General features: G+C 63.2%; 23 protein-coding genes. 10 read left to right on the top strand and 13 right to left on the bottom strand.

Going from position 1 to position 18503, the window contains the following annotated elements:
* The first annotated feature begins 17 nt into the window (after window positions 1-17).
* Window positions 18-1853: a site-2 protease family protein gene (locus tag EA473_RS11690; RefSeq protein WP_124195840.1), complete on the top strand. Its 1836-nt coding sequence runs from the start codon at window positions 18-20 to the stop codon at window positions 1851-1853.
* 17 nt (window positions 1854-1870) lie between these two features.
* On the opposite strand, the gene EA473_RS11695 is transcribed toward EA473_RS11690, so the two are convergent.
* The 3 genes from EA473_RS11695 to EA473_RS11705 form a co-directional block, all read right to left on the bottom strand.
* A complete protein-coding gene (locus EA473_RS11695; RefSeq protein ID WP_124195841.1) occupies window positions 1871-2401 on the bottom strand; it encodes a PadR family transcriptional regulator in 531 nt (176 codons plus the stop codon).
* 120 nt (window positions 2402-2521) lie between these two features.
* Window positions 2522-2779 carry a PIN domain-containing protein gene (locus tag EA473_RS11700; RefSeq protein WP_124195842.1) on the bottom strand — a complete coding sequence of 86 codons (258 nt, stop codon included), beginning with the start codon at window positions 2777-2779 and terminating at the stop codon, window positions 2522-2524.
* Window positions 2780-2979: 200 nt separating this feature from the next.
* A complete protein-coding gene (locus EA473_RS11705; protein ID WP_341538994.1) occupies window positions 2980-3255 on the bottom strand; it encodes a ribbon-helix-helix domain-containing protein in 276 nt (91 codons plus the stop codon).
* A 435-nt stretch (window positions 3256-3690) separates the two neighbouring features.
* Between EA473_RS11705 and EA473_RS22290 the strand changes: the two genes are divergently transcribed.
* On the top strand, window positions 3691-3843 hold the full coding sequence (locus EA473_RS22290; protein ID WP_165875268.1) for a hypothetical protein: 153 nt from the start codon (window positions 3691-3693) through the stop codon (window positions 3841-3843).
* A gap of 389 nt (window positions 3844-4232) precedes the next feature.
* Here the strand turns inward: EA473_RS22290 and EA473_RS11715 are convergent, their stop codons facing one another.
* Complete coding sequence (locus EA473_RS11715; protein ID WP_124195844.1) at window positions 4233-4412, bottom strand: hypothetical protein; 180 nt, start codon at window positions 4410-4412, stop codon at window positions 4233-4235.
* 321 nt (window positions 4413-4733) lie between these two features.
* On the opposite strand from EA473_RS11715, the gene EA473_RS11720 reads away from it, so the two are divergent.
* Complete coding sequence (locus tag EA473_RS11720; RefSeq protein ID WP_124195845.1) at window positions 4734-6260, top strand: heme-binding protein; 1527 nt, start codon at window positions 4734-4736, stop codon at window positions 6258-6260.
* A gap of 110 nt (window positions 6261-6370) precedes the next feature.
* Here the strand turns inward: EA473_RS11720 and EA473_RS11725 are convergent, their stop codons facing one another.
* The 4 genes from EA473_RS11725 to EA473_RS11740 form a co-directional block, all read right to left on the bottom strand.
* Entirely contained in the window at window positions 6371-6559 is a 189-nt protein-coding gene (locus EA473_RS11725; RefSeq protein ID WP_124195846.1) for a hypothetical protein, read from the bottom strand.
* Between the two features lie 99 nt (window positions 6560-6658).
* The gene (locus tag EA473_RS11730) at window positions 6659-6847 is read right to left on the bottom strand and encodes a hypothetical protein (RefSeq protein ID WP_124195847.1); all 189 of its coding nucleotides are present in this window, start codon (window positions 6845-6847) and stop codon (window positions 6659-6661) included.
* 163 nt (window positions 6848-7010) lie between these two features.
* Window positions 7011-7400 carry a DUF5611 family protein gene (locus EA473_RS11735; protein ID WP_124195848.1) on the bottom strand — a complete coding sequence of 130 codons (390 nt, stop codon included), beginning with the start codon at window positions 7398-7400 and terminating at the stop codon, window positions 7011-7013.
* 149 nt (window positions 7401-7549) lie between these two features.
* A complete protein-coding gene (locus EA473_RS11740) occupies window positions 7550-8485 on the bottom strand; it encodes a DUF7093 family protein (protein WP_124195849.1) in 936 nt (311 codons plus the stop codon).
* Window positions 8486-8742: 257 nt separating this feature from the next.
* Between EA473_RS11740 and EA473_RS11745 the strand changes: the two genes are divergently transcribed.
* Window positions 8743-9042, top strand: a complete 300-nt coding sequence (locus EA473_RS11745; protein ID WP_124195850.1) for a DUF6432 family protein — start codon at window positions 8743-8745, stop codon at window positions 9040-9042.
* Between the two features lie 39 nt (window positions 9043-9081).
* Window positions 9082-10203, top strand: coding sequence for a CAF17-like 4Fe-4S cluster assembly/insertion protein YgfZ (gene ygfZ / locus EA473_RS11750; RefSeq protein ID WP_124195851.1), 1122 nt, complete (start codon window positions 9082-9084; stop codon window positions 10201-10203).
* 57 nt (window positions 10204-10260) lie between these two features.
* Here ygfZ and EA473_RS11755 read toward each other — a convergent pair whose 3' ends face one another.
* The 3 genes from EA473_RS11755 to EA473_RS11765 all read right to left on the bottom strand — a co-directional run bounded on the left by EA473_RS11755 (window position 10261) and on the right by EA473_RS11765 (window position 12857).
* Window positions 10261-10629 carry a hypothetical protein gene (locus tag EA473_RS11755; RefSeq protein ID WP_243645240.1) on the bottom strand — a complete coding sequence of 123 codons (369 nt, stop codon included), beginning with the start codon at window positions 10627-10629 and terminating at the stop codon, window positions 10261-10263.
* Window positions 10630-10776: 147 nt separating this feature from the next.
* Complete coding sequence (locus tag EA473_RS11760; RefSeq protein WP_124195853.1) at window positions 10777-11334, bottom strand: DUF7342 family protein; 558 nt, start codon at window positions 11332-11334, stop codon at window positions 10777-10779.
* A 125-nt stretch (window positions 11335-11459) separates the two neighbouring features.
* Window positions 11460-12857, bottom strand: a complete 1398-nt coding sequence (locus EA473_RS11765; RefSeq protein ID WP_124195854.1) for a hemolysin family protein — start codon at window positions 12855-12857, stop codon at window positions 11460-11462.
* Window positions 12858-12958: 101 nt separating this feature from the next.
* Here EA473_RS11765 and EA473_RS11770 point away from each other — a divergent pair, with 101 nt between their 5' ends.
* Window positions 12959-13276 carry a glutaredoxin family protein gene (locus tag EA473_RS11770; protein ID WP_124195855.1) on the top strand — a complete coding sequence of 106 codons (318 nt, stop codon included), beginning with the start codon at window positions 12959-12961 and terminating at the stop codon, window positions 13274-13276.
* Window positions 13276-13797, top strand: a complete 522-nt coding sequence (locus EA473_RS11775; RefSeq protein ID WP_124195856.1) for a redoxin domain-containing protein — start codon at window positions 13276-13278, stop codon at window positions 13795-13797. The genes EA473_RS11770 and EA473_RS11775 overlap by 1 nt, the downstream gene beginning before the upstream one ends.
* 162 nt (window positions 13798-13959) lie before the next feature.
* On the opposite strand, the gene EA473_RS11780 is transcribed toward EA473_RS11775, so the two are convergent.
* Window positions 13960-14514: a hypothetical protein gene (locus tag EA473_RS11780; RefSeq protein WP_124195857.1), complete on the bottom strand. Its 555-nt coding sequence runs from the start codon at window positions 14512-14514 to the stop codon at window positions 13960-13962.
* A gap of 126 nt (window positions 14515-14640) precedes the next feature.
* Here EA473_RS11780 and EA473_RS11785 point away from each other — a divergent pair, with 126 nt between their 5' ends.
* The 3 genes from EA473_RS11785 to EA473_RS11795 all read left to right on the top strand — a co-directional run bounded on the left by EA473_RS11785 (window position 14641) and on the right by EA473_RS11795 (window position 16833).
* The gene (locus EA473_RS11785; RefSeq protein ID WP_124195858.1) at window positions 14641-15234 is read left to right on the top strand and encodes an L-threonylcarbamoyladenylate synthase; all 594 of its coding nucleotides are present in this window, start codon (window positions 14641-14643) and stop codon (window positions 15232-15234) included.
* Between the two features lie 254 nt (window positions 15235-15488).
* Window positions 15489-16187 (top strand): hypothetical protein, encoded by a 699-nt coding sequence (locus tag EA473_RS11790; RefSeq protein ID WP_124195859.1) that lies wholly within the window; start codon window positions 15489-15491, stop codon window positions 16185-16187.
* Window positions 16188-16314: 127 nt separating this feature from the next.
* Window positions 16315-16833, top strand: a complete 519-nt coding sequence (locus tag EA473_RS11795; RefSeq protein ID WP_124195860.1) for a cupin — start codon at window positions 16315-16317, stop codon at window positions 16831-16833.
* A gap of 181 nt (window positions 16834-17014) precedes the next feature.
* Here EA473_RS11795 and EA473_RS11800 read toward each other — a convergent pair whose 3' ends face one another.
* Entirely contained in the window at window positions 17015-18421 is a 1407-nt protein-coding gene (locus tag EA473_RS11800) for a WD40/YVTN/BNR-like repeat-containing protein (protein WP_124195861.1), read from the bottom strand.
* Between the last annotated feature and the right edge of the window lie 82 nt (window positions 18422-18503).

Below are 18503 nucleotides of genomic sequence, written 5' to 3' on the forward strand. Positions count from 1 at the left end.
TCCCCGAGTAACGGTAGATGGTCACCGGTTCCCTCGCGCTCGTTTCGGTTCCCGAACTCTTCGGATCGGAGACGCTGACGTGGGTCCTCGTCGGGTTGTTCGTCTACTGGTTCGCGATTATTTCGCTGCGTAACGCCGGAATCCTTCCGGAGTTCGTCGGTACCCAGGGACCGATCCTGACCTTCCATACCAAACGAGGAAGGGAATTTCTCGACTGGCTTTCGGGCCCGAAGCGGTTCTGGCGCGCGTGGGCCAACATCGGTATCGGCATCGCGCTGGTCGTGATGGTCGCGATGTTCGGCTTTCTCCTGCTCGCGGCGATCGCCGCACTCACCTCGCCACAGCCGTCTACGGCCGTCCAGCAACCACGCAACGTCCTCGTCATCCCTGGCGTCAACGACTTCCTCCCGCTGTCGGCGACGCCTGGCATCGTCTTCGGCTTGCTCGTCGGCCTCGTCGTCCACGAGGGTGGACACGGATTGCTCTGTCGGGTCGAGGACATCGACATCGAGTCGATGGGGATCGCGATGCTCGCGATCATCCCGATCGGCGCGTTCGTCGAGCCCGACCAGGAAAGCAGCAAGAACGCCTCGAGAGGCGGCCAGACGCGGATGTTCGCCGCGGGCGTGACGAACAACTTCGCGATCACGATCGTCGTCTTCGCGCTTCTGTTCGGGCCGATCGCCGGAGCGATCGCCGTCGCACCCGGAGCCGCCGTCGGCGGCGTCGAACCGGACTCGCCCGCGGCGCAGGCCGACATCGAACCCGGCGACCGGATCACCGCCGTCGGCGGCGAACCGGTCGAGAGCAACGACGACCTCGCCGAGCGCATCGAGGCCACCGGTGACGACGCGATCGCCGTCGAAATCGACGAGGAACGGACGGTGGAGGTCGACCGGTCGCTGATCGTCTCCGCGAGCGTCCAGACCGACGCGGTCGGACTGGAAAACGGCGACGTGATCCTCGCCGTCGACGGGACGGAGGTCGCCACCGAAGCCGAATTCCTCGAGGCCGTCGGCGAGAGCGAGACGGTGACGCTCACCGTCGCGACCGACGGCGGCACCGAAAACCGCGACGTTCCGGTCGGCGGACTCGTCCAGATCGCCGAGGACGGCCCGCTGGCACAAAGCGGTGCGCCGGCCGGCGAACAACTGGTCATCACTCGCTTCGACGGCGATCGAACGCCCTCGGACGGGGCGTTAAACGACCGACTCGGCACGACCGATCCCGGCGACGAGGTTACGATCACCGGCTACCTCGACGGCGAACGCGTCGAGTACGACGTCACGCTCGGTGATCGCAGCCAGCTGACCGGCGGCGGCACCGTCGGGTTCTACAGCGCGTCCGGTATCTCCGGCGCTTCCATGTCTCCGCTCGGCCTCGAGTTGTACCCCGCCGAGGCGTACCTCACGATACTCGGCGGCGACACCGGCGAAGAACTCGCCGGAGTGACGGATTCGTTCCTCGGGAAGATCGGTCTCGCGCTTCTGTTGCCGATCATCGGCGTCGTCGGCATGCTTCCGTTCAACTTCGCCGGCTTCACCGGCGGCATAGAGAACTTCTACGAGGTTCAGGGCAGCCTCGCCATTTTCGGCGACGGGGCGATCTTCATGATCGCGAACCTGCTGTTCTGGACCGGCTGGATCAACGTCCAGCTCGGCTTTTTCAACTGCATTCCGGCGTTCCCGCTCGACGGCGGCCACATCCTCCGGACCAGCACCGAGGCGATCGCCTCACGGCTTCCGATCGAGGCGACGCGCGGAATGGTCCGCGTCGTCACGACGACGGTCGGGGTGACGATGCTGATCAGCTTCCTCGCGATGTTGTTCGCGCCGGGACTGCTCGCGGGCTGAGCCCTCGATCCGTTTCTTTAGTCTGAATCGTCCTCGTCGATCCCGTGGCGCTCGACGAACTCCTCGGGCGTCACCTCGACCCGTTCGAACTCCGTCTCGAAGTAGTGTTCGTGGTGGCGGACCACCTGCTCGACGATCCACTCGCTGAACGTCTCGTCGAAGGTCCACTCGCCCTCGAGTTCGGGAATCTCGAACCGATCGTCGGTCGCAAAAGCCGCGTAGACGTGAAAGAAGCCGAGGATGACGTCCGCGAAGTCGCTTGCTTTTTCCGATCCCTGCGTTCGGCGCTCGGCGAGTTCCTCGCGTCCCGCGTCGGTCATCTCGAAGTACTTCCGATCCGGCTCGTCCTCGCGTTCGATCCGTGCGGCCCACCCCTTCTCCTCGAACTTGTAGAGGATCGGATACACCGACCCGTAAGACGGCTCCCAGTGACCGCCGCTTAGCTCCTCGATTTCTTTCAAGATCTCGTACCCGTACCGCGGTTTCTCCTCGAGCAACTCGAGGACGATGTAGGCGATGAGTCCCTTTGGCGGCCCACTCTTCCGCATGTGATCCGTGATTTAAACGGACGTACGTAAAGGGTTTCGGTCACCCCGGTCGGCTTTGGGTGTCGAGGGGACGGTGGCTACAGTAGTCGTTGAAACTGTTTGTCGAAGTCGGTAAAGATGTTACTCGAGGTCACGCGGATCGAAGTGTCCGACTTCGTCAATCTCGGGATAGAGCGTATCGGTCGACACGATCGGTTCCTCGAGCGTATAGGCAGTCCCAAGATGGACTGCGTCGAAGACATTGAGCCGATCGTATGCCCGTCGCAACTCTCCAGCAGCGTCCATCATATCGACGGTCAGAGGAACGAGTTCGATTCCCTCGTTCGCAATCTTGCTGTGGCTATTCGAGAGTTGTTCTTTACTCCAGGTGTCTTCCATCACGTACTGAACTTCAATCGCTGCTGCGACCGATGTCTTTGGTGCGTCGATCGGTTCGAGGTCAACTGTGCTTGCTATAGTAACAACTGAAACGATTTACACACCGATCGACGATCCGTCTGGCGATCGGGTGTGCAATGACTTTCAGTGGCTACTATAGCCAGTCGTCGGTTTTCAGAAGCGCAAGGACGGGATCGGTATCAAGATACACGCTTTCGCTCCAAGCACTCTTTAACGTCGGCACGCGCCTCAGCGTCGGTTTGGTCATGGAGTCGCGCTTGTCGTTCTTCGCGAACGATGAGACGGGCGCCATATCGGAGAGCTTCGGACCGTGAGCTAAACACGCCGTCCTCGACGAGCGAATCGAGTTCTTTCACCAACTCCGGTGGGAGCGATACCGGCACAGAGTGTCTATCGCTGCTCATAGCTATACATACTTTATACAATCGTATAAACATCGCGGCACTCTGGCTCATTCATAGTGTGCAAACACTGTGAGCGTGCCAATAACTTTTCTGTTTGCTGTCGGATAACCGTTGCAAAGAAATCAACTCAGGCTTCCCGCTCACTGTACTTTTGGACGGGAGTCATGCAATCGACGTACGACTCCTTCTAGCGATTGAAATACTTGCTCAGATAGGGCGTCGGTTGCTCGAGATACCCCTGATTCACCAGAGCCATAAAAAATATACAAACGCTCTTCTACAAAACCCGTAGCCATACGCGGTGTGGTTGCTCTCTTCGATTCCACAGCGACAGCCTGGCGGTATCAACAATTTCCGACAGAAGAGCGTTCTACTGGTTCATCACACTCTCGAGGAGTGGTGGAGAGCGACCAAGAGAGGGGAAACTGGATTGAACGATCCGACTCGTGACGAACTGTTTTACTCCCGCAGAACGAGTAGCTGAGTATGGGAGTCTACGCTGATGACGTGAACGAATTCACGTGTACCGACGACGAGGACGATGATCGTCCTCCACTCGGCAAACGGCTTCGAGGTCTGGCAAGCGAACTCGCTGTCGATTCAGCTGTCGAAGTTCGCGAACTACGCGAACGGTCATGACGCTCTTTCTTGATACCAACGTATTTTCCGCTGCAGTATCAGACGAACCGGACACTGGCACGATAGCTGAGGATGTCCTCGACGATAATTCAGAACTACAAGCGGCAGGGGCACTGGATCCGGAAGACTGTCTCTGAGTGCCTCTGTCGAGTGGCAGTACCGGTCGGCGTCCCGTTCCTCTGCCGTCGATAACGTCCACCTCGAGCGACCCGGCTTCGCTCACGGCGCGGTAGCCGTCGGACTCGAGTCGAACCGGGACCTCGGTGTCGAACCGGGACTTCGTTGTCGACCTCGAGCACCGAAACCAGCGTTCGTCTCGCCGGACTCGGACGGCGGCGTGAGGGCTCGCCAGACTCGGACGACTACGGAGGGCTATCCGGCGATAGCCCTCACGGGCCTCGACACGAGCGAAGGCCGTTGCGAAGACCGGATGTCTCGCGCTCGGGGGCGAATTCGATTATCGTCGTCTCGAACGCGGACTCGCAGTCGGGACAGACGACCGTGCCGTCGGTCGTCTCGGTGTGTACGTCGGTTCCACAGTCACAGTGTATGGTGACGTTCGCGGTCATGGGTAGCTCCGTCGTGGCCCAGCACAGCGGAGATCAACCCAACCGAGATCCGGCCGTCGCGACGCGGTCCCGTGGAAACGCCGGCAGGTCGTGGCCGACGAAACGTCGGCAGGTCTTTATTTCGCCAGCGTTAATAGTGGATTGCTCCCGCTATGCGGGGGTTGTGCGAGCCGGAGTGCTAGGTTGGTGCCGGCAACTCCGGCTCGGCGCACTTTCCGTGCGCGTTCGTACATTATTCAACCAAGGTAAAGAACGTTAGGATGTTTATTGTTCGGCGCGGAAACCCGGTCCTTCTTGGCGTCTCCGTTCTAACCACCGCGTATGGATCGTCGGACACCTCCGCAGACCGAAGAAGGCTGGTACGTTCTCCACGACTTCCGATCGATCGACTGGGACGCCTGGCGCGACGCGCCCGAACGACGCCGTTCGCAGGCGATCGAGGAGGGCGTCGAGTATCTCGCCTCGGCCGAACGACTCGAGGACGCCGAGGCTGGCGACTCGGCGACGTTCTCGGTGCTCGGCCACAAAGCCGACCTGTTGATCCTCCACCTCCGGCCGACGCTCGCCGACCTCGATTCCCTCGAGCGCCAGTTCGAACACACGGCGCTCGCCGAGTTCACCGAGCGTGCCGACTCGTATCTCTCGGTGACCGAAGTGTCGGGATACATGTCACAGGAGTACTTCGAGGACGACGCCGAGGTCGAAGACGCCGGGCTGGAACGCTACATCGAGTCCCGCCTCGAGCCCGAGATTCCCGACGCCGACTTCTGTAGTTTCTACCCGATGGACAAACGGCGCGGTCCCGATCACAACTGGTACGAACTGCCGTTCGACGAGCGCGCGGACTACCTCTCGAATCACGGCGAGATCGGCAAGGGGTACGCGGGACGGGTCACCCAGATCATCTCCGGCAGCATCGGCCTCGACGACTTCGAGTGGGGCGTGACGCTGTTCGGCGACGATCCGACCGACGTGAAGGAACTGCTCTACGAGATGCGATTCGACCCCTCGAGTTCGCGATTCGCCGAGTTCGGCCGGTTCTTCTCGGCTCGCCGGTTCCCGCCGGCAAACCTCGCGGCCTACCTCGCCGGCGAAGACGTCCCACAGGAGGCTGCACACCCGCACGGCTCGGGTGGACACGGCCACGGACACGCCGACTCCAGCACGCACGCCCACGGCGGCTCGGGCGGCCACGGACACGGCGACTCCAGCGGCCACGGTTCCGGCGGTCCCCACGGTGACGACGAGGACGAACGCGTCCGCAGCGAACTCGAGGAGATCGGCGTCTACGCGGGCCAGCCCCACGGCGAGGACGTCCACGCGGTCGTGCTCTACTCCGCCGCCGACCCGGAGGAACTGTTCGAGGAGGTCGACGGCCTGCGGACGAATTTCGATCACTACGACACCCACGTGAAGACGGCGGTCTACGAATCCCAGGACGACGAACCGGACGCGGAAACCGCGATCGTCAGCCTCTGGGAGACCGACCGCGCCGCGAACACGGCGGCCGGCTTCCTCGCCGAGCTGCCCGAAATCGTGCGCCAGGCGGGTGACGACGAGGGCGATTCCTGGGGAACGATGGGGATGTTCTACACCGTCGAACCCGAACACAGGGACGACTTCGTCGGGACGTTCGGCGATGTCGCCGGAGTGCTTGCCGATATGGACGGCCACCGGAAGACCGACCTGCTGGTTAACCGCGAAAACGAAGACGACATGTTCATCGCCAGCCGGTGGGACTCCCGCGAGGACGCCATGGCCTTCTTCCGAAGCGACGAATTCTCCGAGACGGTCGAGTTCGGCCGCGACGTCCTCGCGGAGCGTCCACGGCACGTGTTCCTGGCCTAGGTTTCATACGGTTTCCTGTCCGTCAGTTCCGGCACAACCGCGATCCGAGCGGCGGGTGCGCCAGTACATCGGTACAGGAATCCGACTCAGTAGTCATCGTCACTGCTGGGCTACGGTCGGCCGTTTTCGAGTTCCGCTGTTCGTTCCTCGAGTGCCGTGAGCCGTTCGTCGTACCTTCGCTTCCTGTCGAGGAAGAGCACGACGAAACCGAGAACGAACAACGGGAGTGCGATATTGACGAGCAACAGGACGAGCACTTCGGGGCCAGCAGGTGCACCGGGAATCGTGAGAGGGTTCATACCGTCGTCTCCTTCACACACAGGTATGGATTTTCTGGAGCTGTTTCGGTGGGAAATTTATCGGTTCTGTTCGGCACTCGAGCCGACGCTGGAGACGGTTTAGATCCGTCCACGCGACGTCGTCTCGTCGTAAAAGAAGTAGCCAGCGACTCCCGCAAGTCCCAGTGCGAGCGTAATGTAGGGCCAGTTTCCGGCTTCTCGGTCGGTAAACGACGCGTGTGCTGTGACGAAGATCGCAAAGCCGACGTGGGCGACCGCGGTCGCGAGCAGGAACGAGACGAGATCCATCCTACTCGAGGGATTCGACGTGGGACCAATAGCCGTTTCGAAGCCGATGCCATCTCGACTCTCGAGATCCGAAACCGGTGCCGGTACCGATCGCTGTGGCTGTGGCTGTAGCTGTGGTCGACGACGAACTCAGGCGGGCGGAGAACAGGCAGATTCTGCTTCGTTAGGCGTCGATGTCGTGGTCCGGATCGTCTTCGACGGTGCGTTTCATCGAATCTCGTCGAGCCTTGGCGTCCCGCCCGGTCGCCTCGAGCAGGAAGTCGTTTTTCGCGTCGACCGCCTCGCCGGCGGCCTCGAGTTCGTCGGGACCGAGTTCGGTCGGATCGCGTTCGTGGAACTCGACGCCGAGTTTGTCCTTCTTGCCGGAGTACTCGACGGCGCCGACGACGATCTTCTCGAAGACCGGGTTATCGGGTTCCCCGATGACGTAGAGGTCGCTTCCCTTGAACTCCTGGGTGCCGGTAATGGGACCGAAGTAGTCTTCGATCGTCGACTCCATGTCGGGAATTCGCTCCTCGAGATATTCACCGCGACGCATCTTGTACTCCTTCATGGATTGGAGATACACGGCGGGGTGTTTACCTCTTTTCATAGCCGATGTTTTGGATTCCCAACACGTCTTCGGACGGCAACTCCGCTCGTGGGGGTTCCTCCACGCTCATTGAAAACCGTCCCGGACCGACGCGGGCGGACGTCGATCGACTACTGAAGCGGTCGTTCGCCGAGATACCCCTTCCGGCACTTGGGGCAGATGTCGCCTGCGCGGAGCGATCCGCGATCGCCGGCGTCGACGTACTCACACCGGGGACAGTAGAACTCAGTCGGTGCGTCGTCGGAACGGGCGTTCGGCGTGTCACCCGGTTTCGGAGCGGGTTCGGCCCGCTCGATTCCCGATCCGGAGTCGACCTCCGGGTCGGCGTCAGCGCCGGCCGCGGCGTCGAGTATTTCTGACTCCGTGGCGATCGCTTCGGCACCGCTCGAGGAGCCGACGGCCGATTCGTCGTGCTCGAGAACGATCGCGTCGTCTTCGACCGGTTCCTCGGCGTCGGCGGGATCGGCCGACTCGTCAGCATCGGGCCAGGAACCCACTTCCTCGCCCGCGTCGACCGGCGGACCGACGTCGTCGGAGTCCGGCCACTCGCCGCGGTCGCGACCGTCGCGTGGCTCCTCGGAGTCGTCGCTCTCGAGGATTTCGCCGTCGTCGGTGATCGTCTCGCCGTTTTCGTCGGTCGGCAGATCGATATCGTCGGCCGACTCGGCTTCCGCGGGAGGCTGGTTCGAGTCGGGCTCCGGATCGACGTCAGTCGGGTCGGCGTCGACGATCACGCCGTCCGTTTCGGCGGGATCGTCGCGGGCGACGTTCGCCTCGGCGGCCGGTTCGGCGTGGTCGGAAGTCGGTTCGGGCTCGGGTTCGGGATCGGGGGTGCGGGCGTCGTCGTCAGTCAGTGTGCTCTCGTTCGATTCAGTGACGATACTCGTCACCTCTGTGTTCTCGCTGATGACGTTGCGTTCGCCACAGCGGGCACACTCTTCGAACTCCTGGACGGTGACGACGACCTCGCTGCCCCGTTCTTCGCGCTCGCGTTGGACCTCGGTCTCGCCGTAGTCGTGACCGAGCAGCGAACATCGCAGGACCATTGTCCCATCGTACCGATCCAGGGCATAAAAAACGTACTGCCTGTGCCGTTCGCAGCCCTGACATCTTCGGGACCGCCGCTCGAGCGAACTGACGGTGGCTCTCGGTCGATCGTCTTTTGGGGGTTCTCGAGCGATCGTCTATCAGTGGGTCGAGATCGATCGTCTCCCGATGGGTCGTGAGCGCCACCGACACCTCGTTCGACTTCCCGGAGCGGAACGACAAACGTCAAATCCCGGGTCGTCGAATACTGGAACGGATGAGAGTGAAGCGGGAGTACCGGGACCGGGAGCAGACCGAGGTAGCGGTACTCGACGCCCTCGTCGATCGTGCTGAGGATGGAATGACCGTCTTCGAACTCCGCGCGGCCGTCGAAGTCGACATCGACGATCTGGAGTCCGCCCTGTCGACGCTGAAGACGGACGACTTGATCGTCGTCGACCTGGAGGGAAGCGACACGTTAATCAAACCCGCCGACCGCGTCGTTCCGGACGAGCCGACCGACCCGAACGACGAGCAGACGATCGCCGACTGGTTGCGGGAACGACTGCCCTTTTGAATCGAAACGCCTGAGGGGCTCAGACGCCTCGAGCTATCTATGACCGTCATCGAGTCCGTTCACGCGGACCACGGAGCGACGTTCGGCGAGCGCGGCGGCCGAACGATCGTCGAGCACTACGGCCGGCCGGACCGAACCCACCGCGCGGTGCGAAACGGCGTCGGACTGATCGAACTCGTCTACGGCGTTATCGTCGTCGAGGGCGAGGATCGACTCGAGTACGTCGACAACGTCGTCTCCAACCGGGTTCCCGACGAGGACGGGCAGGGGTGTTACGCACTCGTCTTGGATCCACAGGGAGGTATCGAGGTCGAACTCTACGTCTACAACGCCGGCGAGCGGCTGTTGCTTTTCGTGCCGCCCGAGAAAGCCGAGGCGCTCGCCGCGGACTGGGCCGAGAAGGTGTTCATTCAGGACGTCGACATCCGGACCGCGACCGACGAGTACGCGATCTTTGGCGTTCACGGCCCGCAGGCGACCGAGAAGGTCGCGAGCGTCCTGAACGGTGCCCCGTCCCCGGACGACCGCCTCTCGTTCGTTCGCGGAACGATGGGCGATTCGGGGGTAACCGTCGCTCGAACCGACGCGATCACCGGCGAGGAGAGTTACGACGTGATCTGCGGGGTCGACGACGCCGAGGCCGTCTACGACGTCCTGTTGAACCAGGGACTGAACGCGGCTCCCTTCGGCTACCGGACCCTCGAGAGCCTCTCGCTCGAGGCCGGTTCGCCGCTTTTCGCGACCGAACTCGAGGGCAGGATTCCGAACGTTCTCGGGCTCCGGATCGCACTCGACTTCGAGAAAGGGTGTTACGTCGGCCAGGAGGTCGTTTCACGCGTCGAGAACCGCGGCCGACCGAGCAAACGGCTCGTGGGGCTGACCCTCGAGTCCGGCGGCGAAGACGACGGCGAGGCGCCTAACCAGCGGATTCCCGAACCGGGTGCGGCGGTCTTCGACGGCGACTCGACTATCGGGGAAATCACGCGTGCGGGGGCGAGCGAACTGCTGGGGGAGGGCATCGCGCTGGCGGTCGTCGACTACGGCTCCGAGAGCGAGCGGGTGACGGTCCGCGTCGAGGGCGAGGACGTTCCGGCCGTGCGGACGGAACTCCCGTTCGTGGAGGGGTCGGACCGATCGGATCGGCTTCCGGTTTACGAGTGAGCCGGTTACACAGCGCATCTCTCACGGATTCGAACTCACGCTTGGACGTCGAGTCGGTCATCGGATGGCCTCGTTCGGGAGGTGCGGGACGCCATCTCCCCACGTCAGTGTGTTGAGAATCTCCACGAAACCGTCGATCCGTCGGTCGAGCACGTTTAACGGGTGTACATCGAGAAACTCGGCTTCCGATCGCTGTACAGTCTCACCTCGATAATCGATCTGGAAGTGACACTCACCGAGGTCCATGTGCGTTTCGTCCTGGTGCCACCCGACCATGAGGTCACGGTCCGACTCGACCCACTGAATCACGTAGAAGTCGTAGGAGTGTGTCTGGGGAAAATCAAACGAGATCTGCAACTCCGCTTCATCGGCGGGATGGGACCTGCGGAGAAACTCGTTCGGCGTGATCGTCGCTCGGACTCCCACTTTGTTCCCGGTAGACGTCTGATACCACACCTGCTCAACCGGGGAGTCCTCTTTCGGAGCCTGTGTCTGGAGCCGATTATGAATTCGGGTGAGAAGCGTACGTTTATCGAGATTTGCGCGATTGGCGAGAAAGATCATCAGCCCGGCTTACTGAGAGAGTGGGACCGACGAGTTCGATGAGTCGTTCTGGCCCGGGTAGAGTTCTCGTGCGTCGTCGTAGAGTTCCAGCGCGTGTTTCAACAGGCGCTTGTTGTCTTCATAGCGTTCCCACTGCCGCAACACGCGGTTGCGGTCCCGAATGGCATCGCTGTCGAGTTCGTCGTCGGTGAGTGTCGATTCCAACTCCTCCCGGGAGTCGACGGTGAATTCGCGCTTCCACTCGTCGATTTCGGCCTGGATGGACGCGATTTCCTCTCTGAGTTCCGCCCGCGTGTGGTCGTTGATCAACTCGGTTACTTCGCTGAAGTACCGAAGCTGGTAGTTCGGAGCGTACTTCGTATTCCCCGCGTCGCCTTCGACAGCCTGGACCTGCTCGAATTCGACGAGCATCTCCAACTCGTCTTTCGCGGTTTGCCACGACGACACCTGTGCCTGTTCACGTACCCATTCGACGGAACGAGGTCCCGTGAGCGTCGTAGCGATTTCTCTGACGCGCTCTCGGGCAGAGAGGTCATCAGTCCACGAGCCGAGGCCACGACCAGTCATACTCACGGATACACTGTCTGCTCTATTATTTCTTTGGATGGCTCACACATATGCGAGACCTGTAGCCAATATATCCGCTACGCCCTGTATGCTGTTCCATCACGCATTATCGAACCCGCGGTGGCTCACTCGATTTCGTTGGTCCCTTCGGGTGGCTCTTCGTCGCCCTCGTTGTCTCCCGCGGGCGGCTCCTCGAGTTTGTGCAGACGAGCCTTCATGATGCGCGTGTTCTCGACGGTTTCGACGGTGATTCGGACGCCGTCGTAGGTGATCTCCTCACCCTCCTCGACGAGACGGCCAGCGCGGTTGAAGATGAAGCCCGCGATGGTTTCGAACTCCTCGCCTTCGGGGAGGTCGATCTCGAGGGCCTCGTTGACGTCTTCGATGTTGACTTCGCCGCGGACGATGACGGTCCGCTCGTCCAGTTGCTCGACCGGCTCTTCTTCGCCGGATTTGAGGATTTCACCGACGATCTCTTCGATCATGTCCTCGACCGTCACCAGCCCCTCGGTGGTGCCGAACTCGTCGATGACGATCGCCATGTGCATCCGGTTTTCACGCATCTCGGTCAGCAGTTCGTCGATGTTTTTCGACTCCGGAACGTGCAGCGTCGGCTGGATGAGATCCGATAGCTCGAGGGCTTCGGTTTCGGTTTCGCCGTAGTTGAGATCGCGCACGAGGTCGCGGATGTGAACGACGCCCTGGACGTTGTCGAGACTCCCCTCGTAGACCGGAATCCGGGCGTGACCGCTCTGGATACAGGTTTCGATCGCTTCGTCGATTCCCGCGTCCTTCGGAACCGCCGTCATGTCGAGTCTCGGCGTCATAACCTCCTTGACGATCGTGTTGTTGAACCGAAAGATGCGGGTGAGCATCTCGTGTTCTTCTTCTTCCAGGACGCCCTCGCGCTCGCCGGATTCGATCATCTCCTGAATCTCGTCTCTGGTGACGTAGGGCGATTCGATCGCGCCGGTCGATCCCGTCAGCTTGTTCACTTGCCGGGTGAGGTAGTCGAAGAGGACGATCAGCGGGAACAGGAGGTACTCGGTGCCTTTGAGCGGCTTCGAGATCCGGATCGCCCACGACTCCGTATTCTCGACCGCGTAGGATTTGGGGACGCTTTCCCCGAAGAGGAGGACGATCGCCGTGATACCGAACGTCGCGAGGATCACGCCGAGGAGGCCGCCGAAGTGTATCGAAAGGACGGCGGTCGCGATCGACGACATCGCGATGTTGACGATGTTGTTCCCGACGAGGATCGTCACGAGCAACCGATGGGGATCGTCCTTTAACTCCTTGACCAGCTCCGACCCCTCGATTCCCTCCTCGACCATCCCCTCGAGGCGGTGTTTGGGTAGGTTGAACATCGCGATCTCCGACGAGGAGAAGAACCCGGAGAGGGCGATGAGCACCGCCACGGCTACGACGCCGAAGATCGTCACCGTCGATTCCTCGATTTCGAGTCCGACGACGGGGACCTCGTATGCGGCGAGCACCAACTCGACGGGAAGCGAAAACGCCATCGATGGTGGGGGTTGTGTCCGAATCGGTTAACCGTTTACCATTCTACCCGCGATTTGCGGGTGACGATACGTTTACCCGGTCGTTTCCCGAACGAATGACTATGAGCGAACGCTCCGGCCCGCCGATCACCTTCTATCGGCTCCAGGGCTGTCCGTACTGCGAACGAGTCACCCGAGCACTCGACGAGTACGACCTCGAGTACCGATCGCGGTTCGTCGAACCGATGCACTCGGACCGGGACGTCGTCAAACGCGTCGCCGGCGTCCGAACCGTCCCGGTCGTCGTCGACGAAACGACGGGCGTCACGATGGCAGAAAGCGCCAACATCGTCGACTACCTCGAGTCGACATACGGCGAGAACGGGCGGCTGGAATCGGCGGCACGTGAGCCGGAATCGACGGCGGAGGGTGACGACTGATGCCGGAGTTCGACGTCGTCGACCTCGGCCCGGCGGATCATCCAGAACCGGGCGACCGCGCCCCCGACTTCACCCGTCCGCTCGTCACCGCCGAGTTCTGGGAAGACCGGTCCCTGTCGGAACTCGTCGCCGAGTCCGGCGATACCGATCCGACGATTCTGGTTTTCTTCCCGATGGCCGGCTCGTTTCTCGCGACGTACGTCCTGGACGAACTCGCCGACCGCGGCTGGGACAGGCGGGCGGCTCACGTCGTCGGAGTCACGGCCGCGAACCCCTACGGCGTCAAAGGACTCCTCGAGGACGGCGAGTATCCGTTCTCGCTGTTTTCGGATCCGGCGAACGACGTCGCGGCGTCCTACGGTATCGCCCACGACCTCGACGGGATGGCCGGCGTCGGCGAACCTCGACTCGCCTTTTTCGCTCTCGACCCCGATCTGACGGTCGAGGCGGCCTGGGTCGCCGCCGAGTGGCCGGAGTTTCCCGACTACGACGACCTCGAGGAACGGCTCGGACTCGAGTAGTTCTCGCGTTCGACGACGCCCCGAGAGCGGAGTCGGATCGGGACACGCTCGCCTCCGGCCGGTCGTCGGAACCGTCCCGTCTCGTACGGTCTGCTAGGAGTCTGTACCGGCCGATCGCACAGCGGTGGGCGATCGGCCGGCAATCAGTCGTAGCAGATCGTTTCAGAACCCGCCGACCGGCTCGAACGTTCCGTCGGAGTCGAACGTCTGCGTGCCGTCCTGACCGTTCGTAAACGTCACGCGCACCGTCTCGGGTTCCCACGAGGAGTCGACGCGAACCAGTCGTGACTGGGGTGCCCAGTCGTCGGTCATCCCTCGCCTGCGGATACAGATGTAACAGTGGACGCGGTCGTCCTCGCGGACGACGTGCGTGACCCGCGCGTCGCTCGATTGCCCCGACGAACCGACGATGATGCCGACGACGAACGCCTCCTCGAACGCGGTCTCCTCGAGAACGGCCCGGTCTTCGTCCACCAGTTCCGCGTCGGTCTCGGCCGCGAACTCCTCGGGCGGTTCGAACCGGGAGACGTGGGCCGGTTGCGTCGCGAGCGCGGCGTCTTCCTGCCCGACCCACCTGCTGATCGATCGGAGTCGGTCGGTCTCGAACTCGAGGCGATCGGCGCGAAGCGACGGCCGGGAACAGATCGTCGGCAAGCCAGCCGCACAGCCGGCGAGCGTCGTCGTCCCGACCGTCGCGAGGAGGGCGCGGCGGCGCATACCCCTCATGTCGTCGGGAACCAGTAAGTGTCTTGCCGTGTCGGACACCGCAACGCGTTCCATCCTTCGCCCGAGCACCTCGGTCGTGACGGTACGTTTTTGCCCGCGACGCGAGGACGCGTAGACATGCAACCGGACGACCTCGATCGAGCCGCGACGGCCATCCGCGAGGGAGGGCTCGTGGTCTACCCGACGGAGACCGTTTACGGCCTCGGCGCGGACGCGCTCGAGGCCGACGCGGTCGAACGGGTGTTCGCAGTCAAAGGCCGGGATCGAGCGAAACCCATCTCGCTCGCCGTCCCCCGGTTCGGGGCGGCGCTCGAGGCGGGGTACGTCGACGCGACCGACCGCGAGCGGGCGTTCGCCGACGCCTTCCTCCCTGGCCCCGTCACCCTCCTCTGTAAGCGCCGGGAGGTCGTCCCCGACGTCCTCACCGCGGCCCGCGATCGCGTCGGAATCCGCGTTCCCGACTGCGAGCCCGCCCTCGCGTTGCTCGAGCGTGCCGACCGGCCGATCACGGCGACCAGCGCGAACCGAAGCGGCGAACCAAGCGCTCGCCGAGTCGCGGAGGTCACCGAGTCGGTTCGCGACGCGGCCGTGGTCCTCGACGGCGGGGAAACGCCGGGAACCGAGAGCACCGTCGTCGACCTCTCGACGGAGACGATCCACCGCCGCGGCGCGCTGGCCGACGAAATCGAGGCGTGGATCGACGCACGCTGATCCGCCGCCCGCTTCGAGCCCGTCTCCCCCTCGAGCTTCCGAATTTCGTCCCTATTTCTCGCGTTCCCGCGTTTCCCGCTCGTCGTACGCAGAATCGCGGGGAGCGCAGGCGGCGACACCGACACCTCCCGCGATCACGAGTACACGGACCGGGACGAGATCGAAGCGTTCGCCCTCGAGTTCCTCGCAGAAGCGATCGAGCGAAATCCCGTCCGGGGGTAGTCTTTTCCGCGCAGGCGGGGAAGGGACGTCCGATGAGTTCGTTCGAGACGCCACACGAGACCGGTCGCGGGTTCGGTATCTCGGGTCGCGAGGCCCGGATCATCGGCGGCGCGAGCGCGCTGATGGCGATCAACGTGGCGCTGATGTACGTCTTCGTCTCGACGCCGCTGGCTGTCGTCAACGACTACCTGTTCGCCGCGCCGATCGTCGGCGTGCTCGTCTACGGTGCGGCGATCATGGCCGGCGAGTTGATCGCCGAGCGGGGCGTGAAGGGAGGTGATGCGGGTATCGCCTTCGTCGGCGTCGCGCTGTTACAGTTCGCGTTCGGCACCTTCGGGGCCGGCGTCATTTCGCTCGCCCCGCCGGAGACTCACCTGACCATCCTCGGGGTGACGGCGATCGTCACCGCCGTCGTGACCGCGGTCATTTCGGGGTACGTCTACGCCCGCGCCGCGACGTTCGAACACTGGGGCCGGTTCGCCAACTTCGCGTTCCTCGGCGGCGTCGCGGCGATCGCGATCGGGACGTTCGTCCTGCAGATCCTGCTTTTCGTCGGCTTCGTCTTCATCTTCCTCGGCTTCTTGCTCCGGCTGGGGTACGAAATCTGGCAGGTCCGGGACAAGCGGGATGCCTCGGCGACCCTCCAGACGATCGGCGTCTACATCGCCGTCGCCGGTGTCTTCGTCCACATCCTGCAACTCGTGATGCGGTACGTCCTCTCGCGGGACTGATACGGATTGCCGTCACTGTGTACCTGAGACCGCGGGACAGCACCCGGTATTCGGTACTGACTGCCAGTAAACCGTATGACCCGCTTTTCGACCAAACTGCTATCCGACGACGGATCGAACGCGGCGTATGGAACGCGTCTCGATCGACGACCTCGAGGCCGAACCGGTCGATCCCGACGTCCACACCGACCGGCGCGACGTCGCCGAGCCGTTGAACGCCGACCACGTCGCCATCACGCGATACGTTCTCGAGCCCGGCGAACGATTCAGCGCCTCGATTCACGCACACGTAGACCAGGAGGAGGTGTTCCTCGTTCTCGAGGGGGAGGCGACGTTCGCGGTCCGATCGGGTGCCGACGGCAGTGAGGGAGCCGATTCCGACCGTCGCGAACTCGTCGTCGGCGATAACGAGGCGATCCGATTCGCGCCGGGCGAGTTCCAGTCCGGGTGGAACGACGCCGAGGAGCGACTGGTTGCGCTGGCACTGGGCGCTCCCCGAGAGACGGACGAGATTCGGATTTCGAGCGTTCCGACCCTCGAGGACGGCGACGTCGAGTGTCCGGACTGCGGTCGCGGCGACATGCGGGTTTCGCCTGACGACACCTTCGAGTGTCCGGACTGTGGCGCTGTTCTCGACCTCGAGTGAATCGACGTCGGTTCCGGCTCGAGTGAATTGATGTCGGTTTCGACTCGACCGCTCGGACTGTGACGCTGTCTCCGAACTCGAGCGTTCGGACTCGACTTCGGCTCAGGCGTTCGGACTCGACTCCGGCCTGATCCGCATTACCTCGGAGAGGCTCGAGTACGCCCGCTGCCCGCGGCGACGATCAGTTCCGCTCGACGATCGCTCCCGCATCGCCGACGGCGACGGATCGATCGGGACCGAGCGATGCGGCGAGCAACCCGACGTCGGTCTCGAACCGATCCCAGTCCGTCGAGTCGGCGGTTCGCTCGTACACTGAACCGTCGGCGCTACAGACGGCGATTCGGTCGCCGGACCGTGTGATCCCCGTCAGGGCGGCCTCGCCGACTCGTTCGGGCGTCCACGTCGTTCCGTCGAAGCGGTGAACGACGCCGTCGTCCGCACACACCAGCGCGCTTCCGTCGCCGTCCGCAGCGACGTCCTCGAGGGTTCCGTCGGCTCCCCCGAGTCCGATCCGGTCGAAGGACTTTCCGCCGTCGTCGGTTCTGAACACGCCGTCGTTGGTGTCACAGCAGAGCCCGGTTGATTCGTCGGCGAGAACGACCCCGCTCAGACTGGAGCCGCCGCCGGGTTTCACCGGCTCGGCCCACTCGAGGTCGCCGTCGCGGTAGCGTCCTCGGAGGACCTCACCGGAGCCGTCGATCAGCAGGATCGTCTCGTTCCCCGCCGGCCCGCCGACCGCGACGCCGAGCCAGTTGTCCGTGAGATCGCGGGGTGCCGTGTAGTCGGCGTGTCGACCCGAGTCGGCCTCGATCCGCCCCAGCGAACCGCTATCGCCGGCGATCCAGACCGCGCCACCGTCGTCCGTCGCGTCGACGCCGCGGAGGTCGTTCCCGGACGCGGCCGGCCCGTCCTCGAGGAGAACGTTCCACGACCCCTGTCCACCGCCGGTAACGACGAATCCGCGCTCACCGACGGCGTATGCGGCATCGGTGTCGGTGACCACGACGTCGGAAAGCGTCGTCTCCGTCGGGGAGTCGACCCGCCCCCACCGTGGTCGATCGGTCTCCGCACCGCTTTGTTCGATCGTCGTACCGTCTTCGGTCGCGGTGCCGTCGACGCCCGTCTCGAGGCTGTCCCGTTCGTGTTCGCCCTCGAGGCCATCCCGTTCGTGTTCGCCCTCGAGGCTGTCCCGTTCGTGTTCGCCCTCGAGGCTGTCCCGTTCGTGTTCGCCCTCGAGAGCGTCTCCGCGATCGTCCGGTTCCGTCGTCGTTCTCGATCGGTTCTCCTCGCGCTTCCGTTCGCTCCGTTCGAGACCTCCCCGCTCGGTTTCCGACTCGGCGACCGAACTCCGGCGTTGGACGTCTTCTTCCTCTCCGTCGACGCTGGCTCGACCACCGCTGACGTAGAGGGCGATCGGCGGGAGGACGTACGAACCGATCGCGAGGACCGCGAACCAGCGGTCGACGAACGTCAGCGTTCCGAAGGCGGTCAGGCCGGCTGTCGCGACCGCGTGGATCCAGGTCTTCGTGTAGCGACGAAAGAAGGGAACGAACCCGTCGCCGTCGAATCGGGCGGTTGCAGTTGACATTCCTGGAGAGCATCGACGATCGCCCGCTCCATCGGAGCCGAGACGCTACGAACGATCGATGACGGTCGTATCGGATCGCCGG

The organism is Natrarchaeobius chitinivorans, assembly GCF_003841505.1.
Taxonomy (GTDB): Archaea; Halobacteriota; Halobacteria; order Halobacteriales; family Natrialbaceae; genus Natrarchaeobius; species Natrarchaeobius chitinivorans.

What these genes read in the sequence shown, in the direction of transcription:
- EA473_RS11690 (WP_124195840.1), top strand. Translation starts at nt 18, where the DNA reads ATGGTCACCGGTTCCCTCGCGCTCGTTTCGGTTCCCGAACTCTTCGGA.
- EA473_RS11695 (WP_124195841.1), bottom strand. Translation starts at nt 2,401, where the DNA reads ATGCGGAAGAGTGGGCCGCCAAAGGGACTCATCGCCTACATCGTCCTC.
- EA473_RS11700 (WP_124195842.1), bottom strand. Translation starts at nt 2,779, where the DNA reads ATGGAAGACACCTGGAGTAAAGAACAACTCTCGAATAGCCACAGCAAG.
- EA473_RS11705 (WP_341538994.1), bottom strand. Translation starts at nt 3,255, where the DNA reads ATGAGCCAGAGTGCCGCGATGTTTATACGATTGTATAAAGTATGTATA.
- EA473_RS22290 (WP_165875268.1), top strand. Translation starts at nt 3,691, where the DNA reads ATGGGAGTCTACGCTGATGACGTGAACGAATTCACGTGTACCGACGAC.
- EA473_RS11715 (WP_124195844.1), bottom strand. Translation starts at nt 4,412, where the DNA reads ATGACCGCGAACGTCACCATACACTGTGACTGTGGAACCGACGTACAC.
- EA473_RS11720 (WP_124195845.1), top strand. Translation starts at nt 4,734, where the DNA reads ATGGATCGTCGGACACCTCCGCAGACCGAAGAAGGCTGGTACGTTCTC.
- EA473_RS11725 (WP_124195846.1), bottom strand. Translation starts at nt 6,559, where the DNA reads ATGAACCCTCTCACGATTCCCGGTGCACCTGCTGGCCCCGAAGTGCTC.
- EA473_RS11730 (WP_124195847.1), bottom strand. Translation starts at nt 6,847, where the DNA reads ATGGATCTCGTCTCGTTCCTGCTCGCGACCGCGGTCGCCCACGTCGGC.
- EA473_RS11735 (WP_124195848.1), bottom strand. Translation starts at nt 7,400, where the DNA reads ATGAAGGAGTACAAGATGCGTCGCGGTGAATATCTCGAGGAGCGAATT.
- EA473_RS11740 (WP_124195849.1), bottom strand. Translation starts at nt 8,485, where the DNA reads ATGGTCCTGCGATGTTCGCTGCTCGGTCACGACTACGGCGAGACCGAG.
- EA473_RS11745 (WP_124195850.1), top strand. Translation starts at nt 8,743, where the DNA reads ATGAGAGTGAAGCGGGAGTACCGGGACCGGGAGCAGACCGAGGTAGCG.
- ygfZ (WP_124195851.1), top strand. Translation starts at nt 9,082, where the DNA reads ATGACCGTCATCGAGTCCGTTCACGCGGACCACGGAGCGACGTTCGGC.
- EA473_RS11760 (WP_124195853.1), bottom strand. Translation starts at nt 11,334, where the DNA reads ATGACTGGTCGTGGCCTCGGCTCGTGGACTGATGACCTCTCTGCCCGA.
- EA473_RS11765 (WP_124195854.1), bottom strand. Translation starts at nt 12,857, where the DNA reads ATGGCGTTTTCGCTTCCCGTCGAGTTGGTGCTCGCCGCATACGAGGTC.
- EA473_RS11770 (WP_124195855.1), top strand. Translation starts at nt 12,959, where the DNA reads ATGAGCGAACGCTCCGGCCCGCCGATCACCTTCTATCGGCTCCAGGGC.
- EA473_RS11775 (WP_124195856.1), top strand. Translation starts at nt 13,276, where the DNA reads ATGCCGGAGTTCGACGTCGTCGACCTCGGCCCGGCGGATCATCCAGAA.
- EA473_RS11780 (WP_124195857.1), bottom strand. Translation starts at nt 14,514, where the DNA reads ATGCGCCGCCGCGCCCTCCTCGCGACGGTCGGGACGACGACGCTCGCC.
- EA473_RS11785 (WP_124195858.1), top strand. Translation starts at nt 14,641, where the DNA reads ATGCAACCGGACGACCTCGATCGAGCCGCGACGGCCATCCGCGAGGGA.
- EA473_RS11790 (WP_124195859.1), top strand. Translation starts at nt 15,489, where the DNA reads ATGAGTTCGTTCGAGACGCCACACGAGACCGGTCGCGGGTTCGGTATC.
- EA473_RS11795 (WP_124195860.1), top strand. Translation starts at nt 16,315, where the DNA reads ATGGAACGCGTCTCGATCGACGACCTCGAGGCCGAACCGGTCGATCCC.
- EA473_RS11800 (WP_124195861.1), bottom strand. Translation starts at nt 18,421, where the DNA reads ATGTCAACTGCAACCGCCCGATTCGACGGCGACGGGTTCGTTCCCTTC.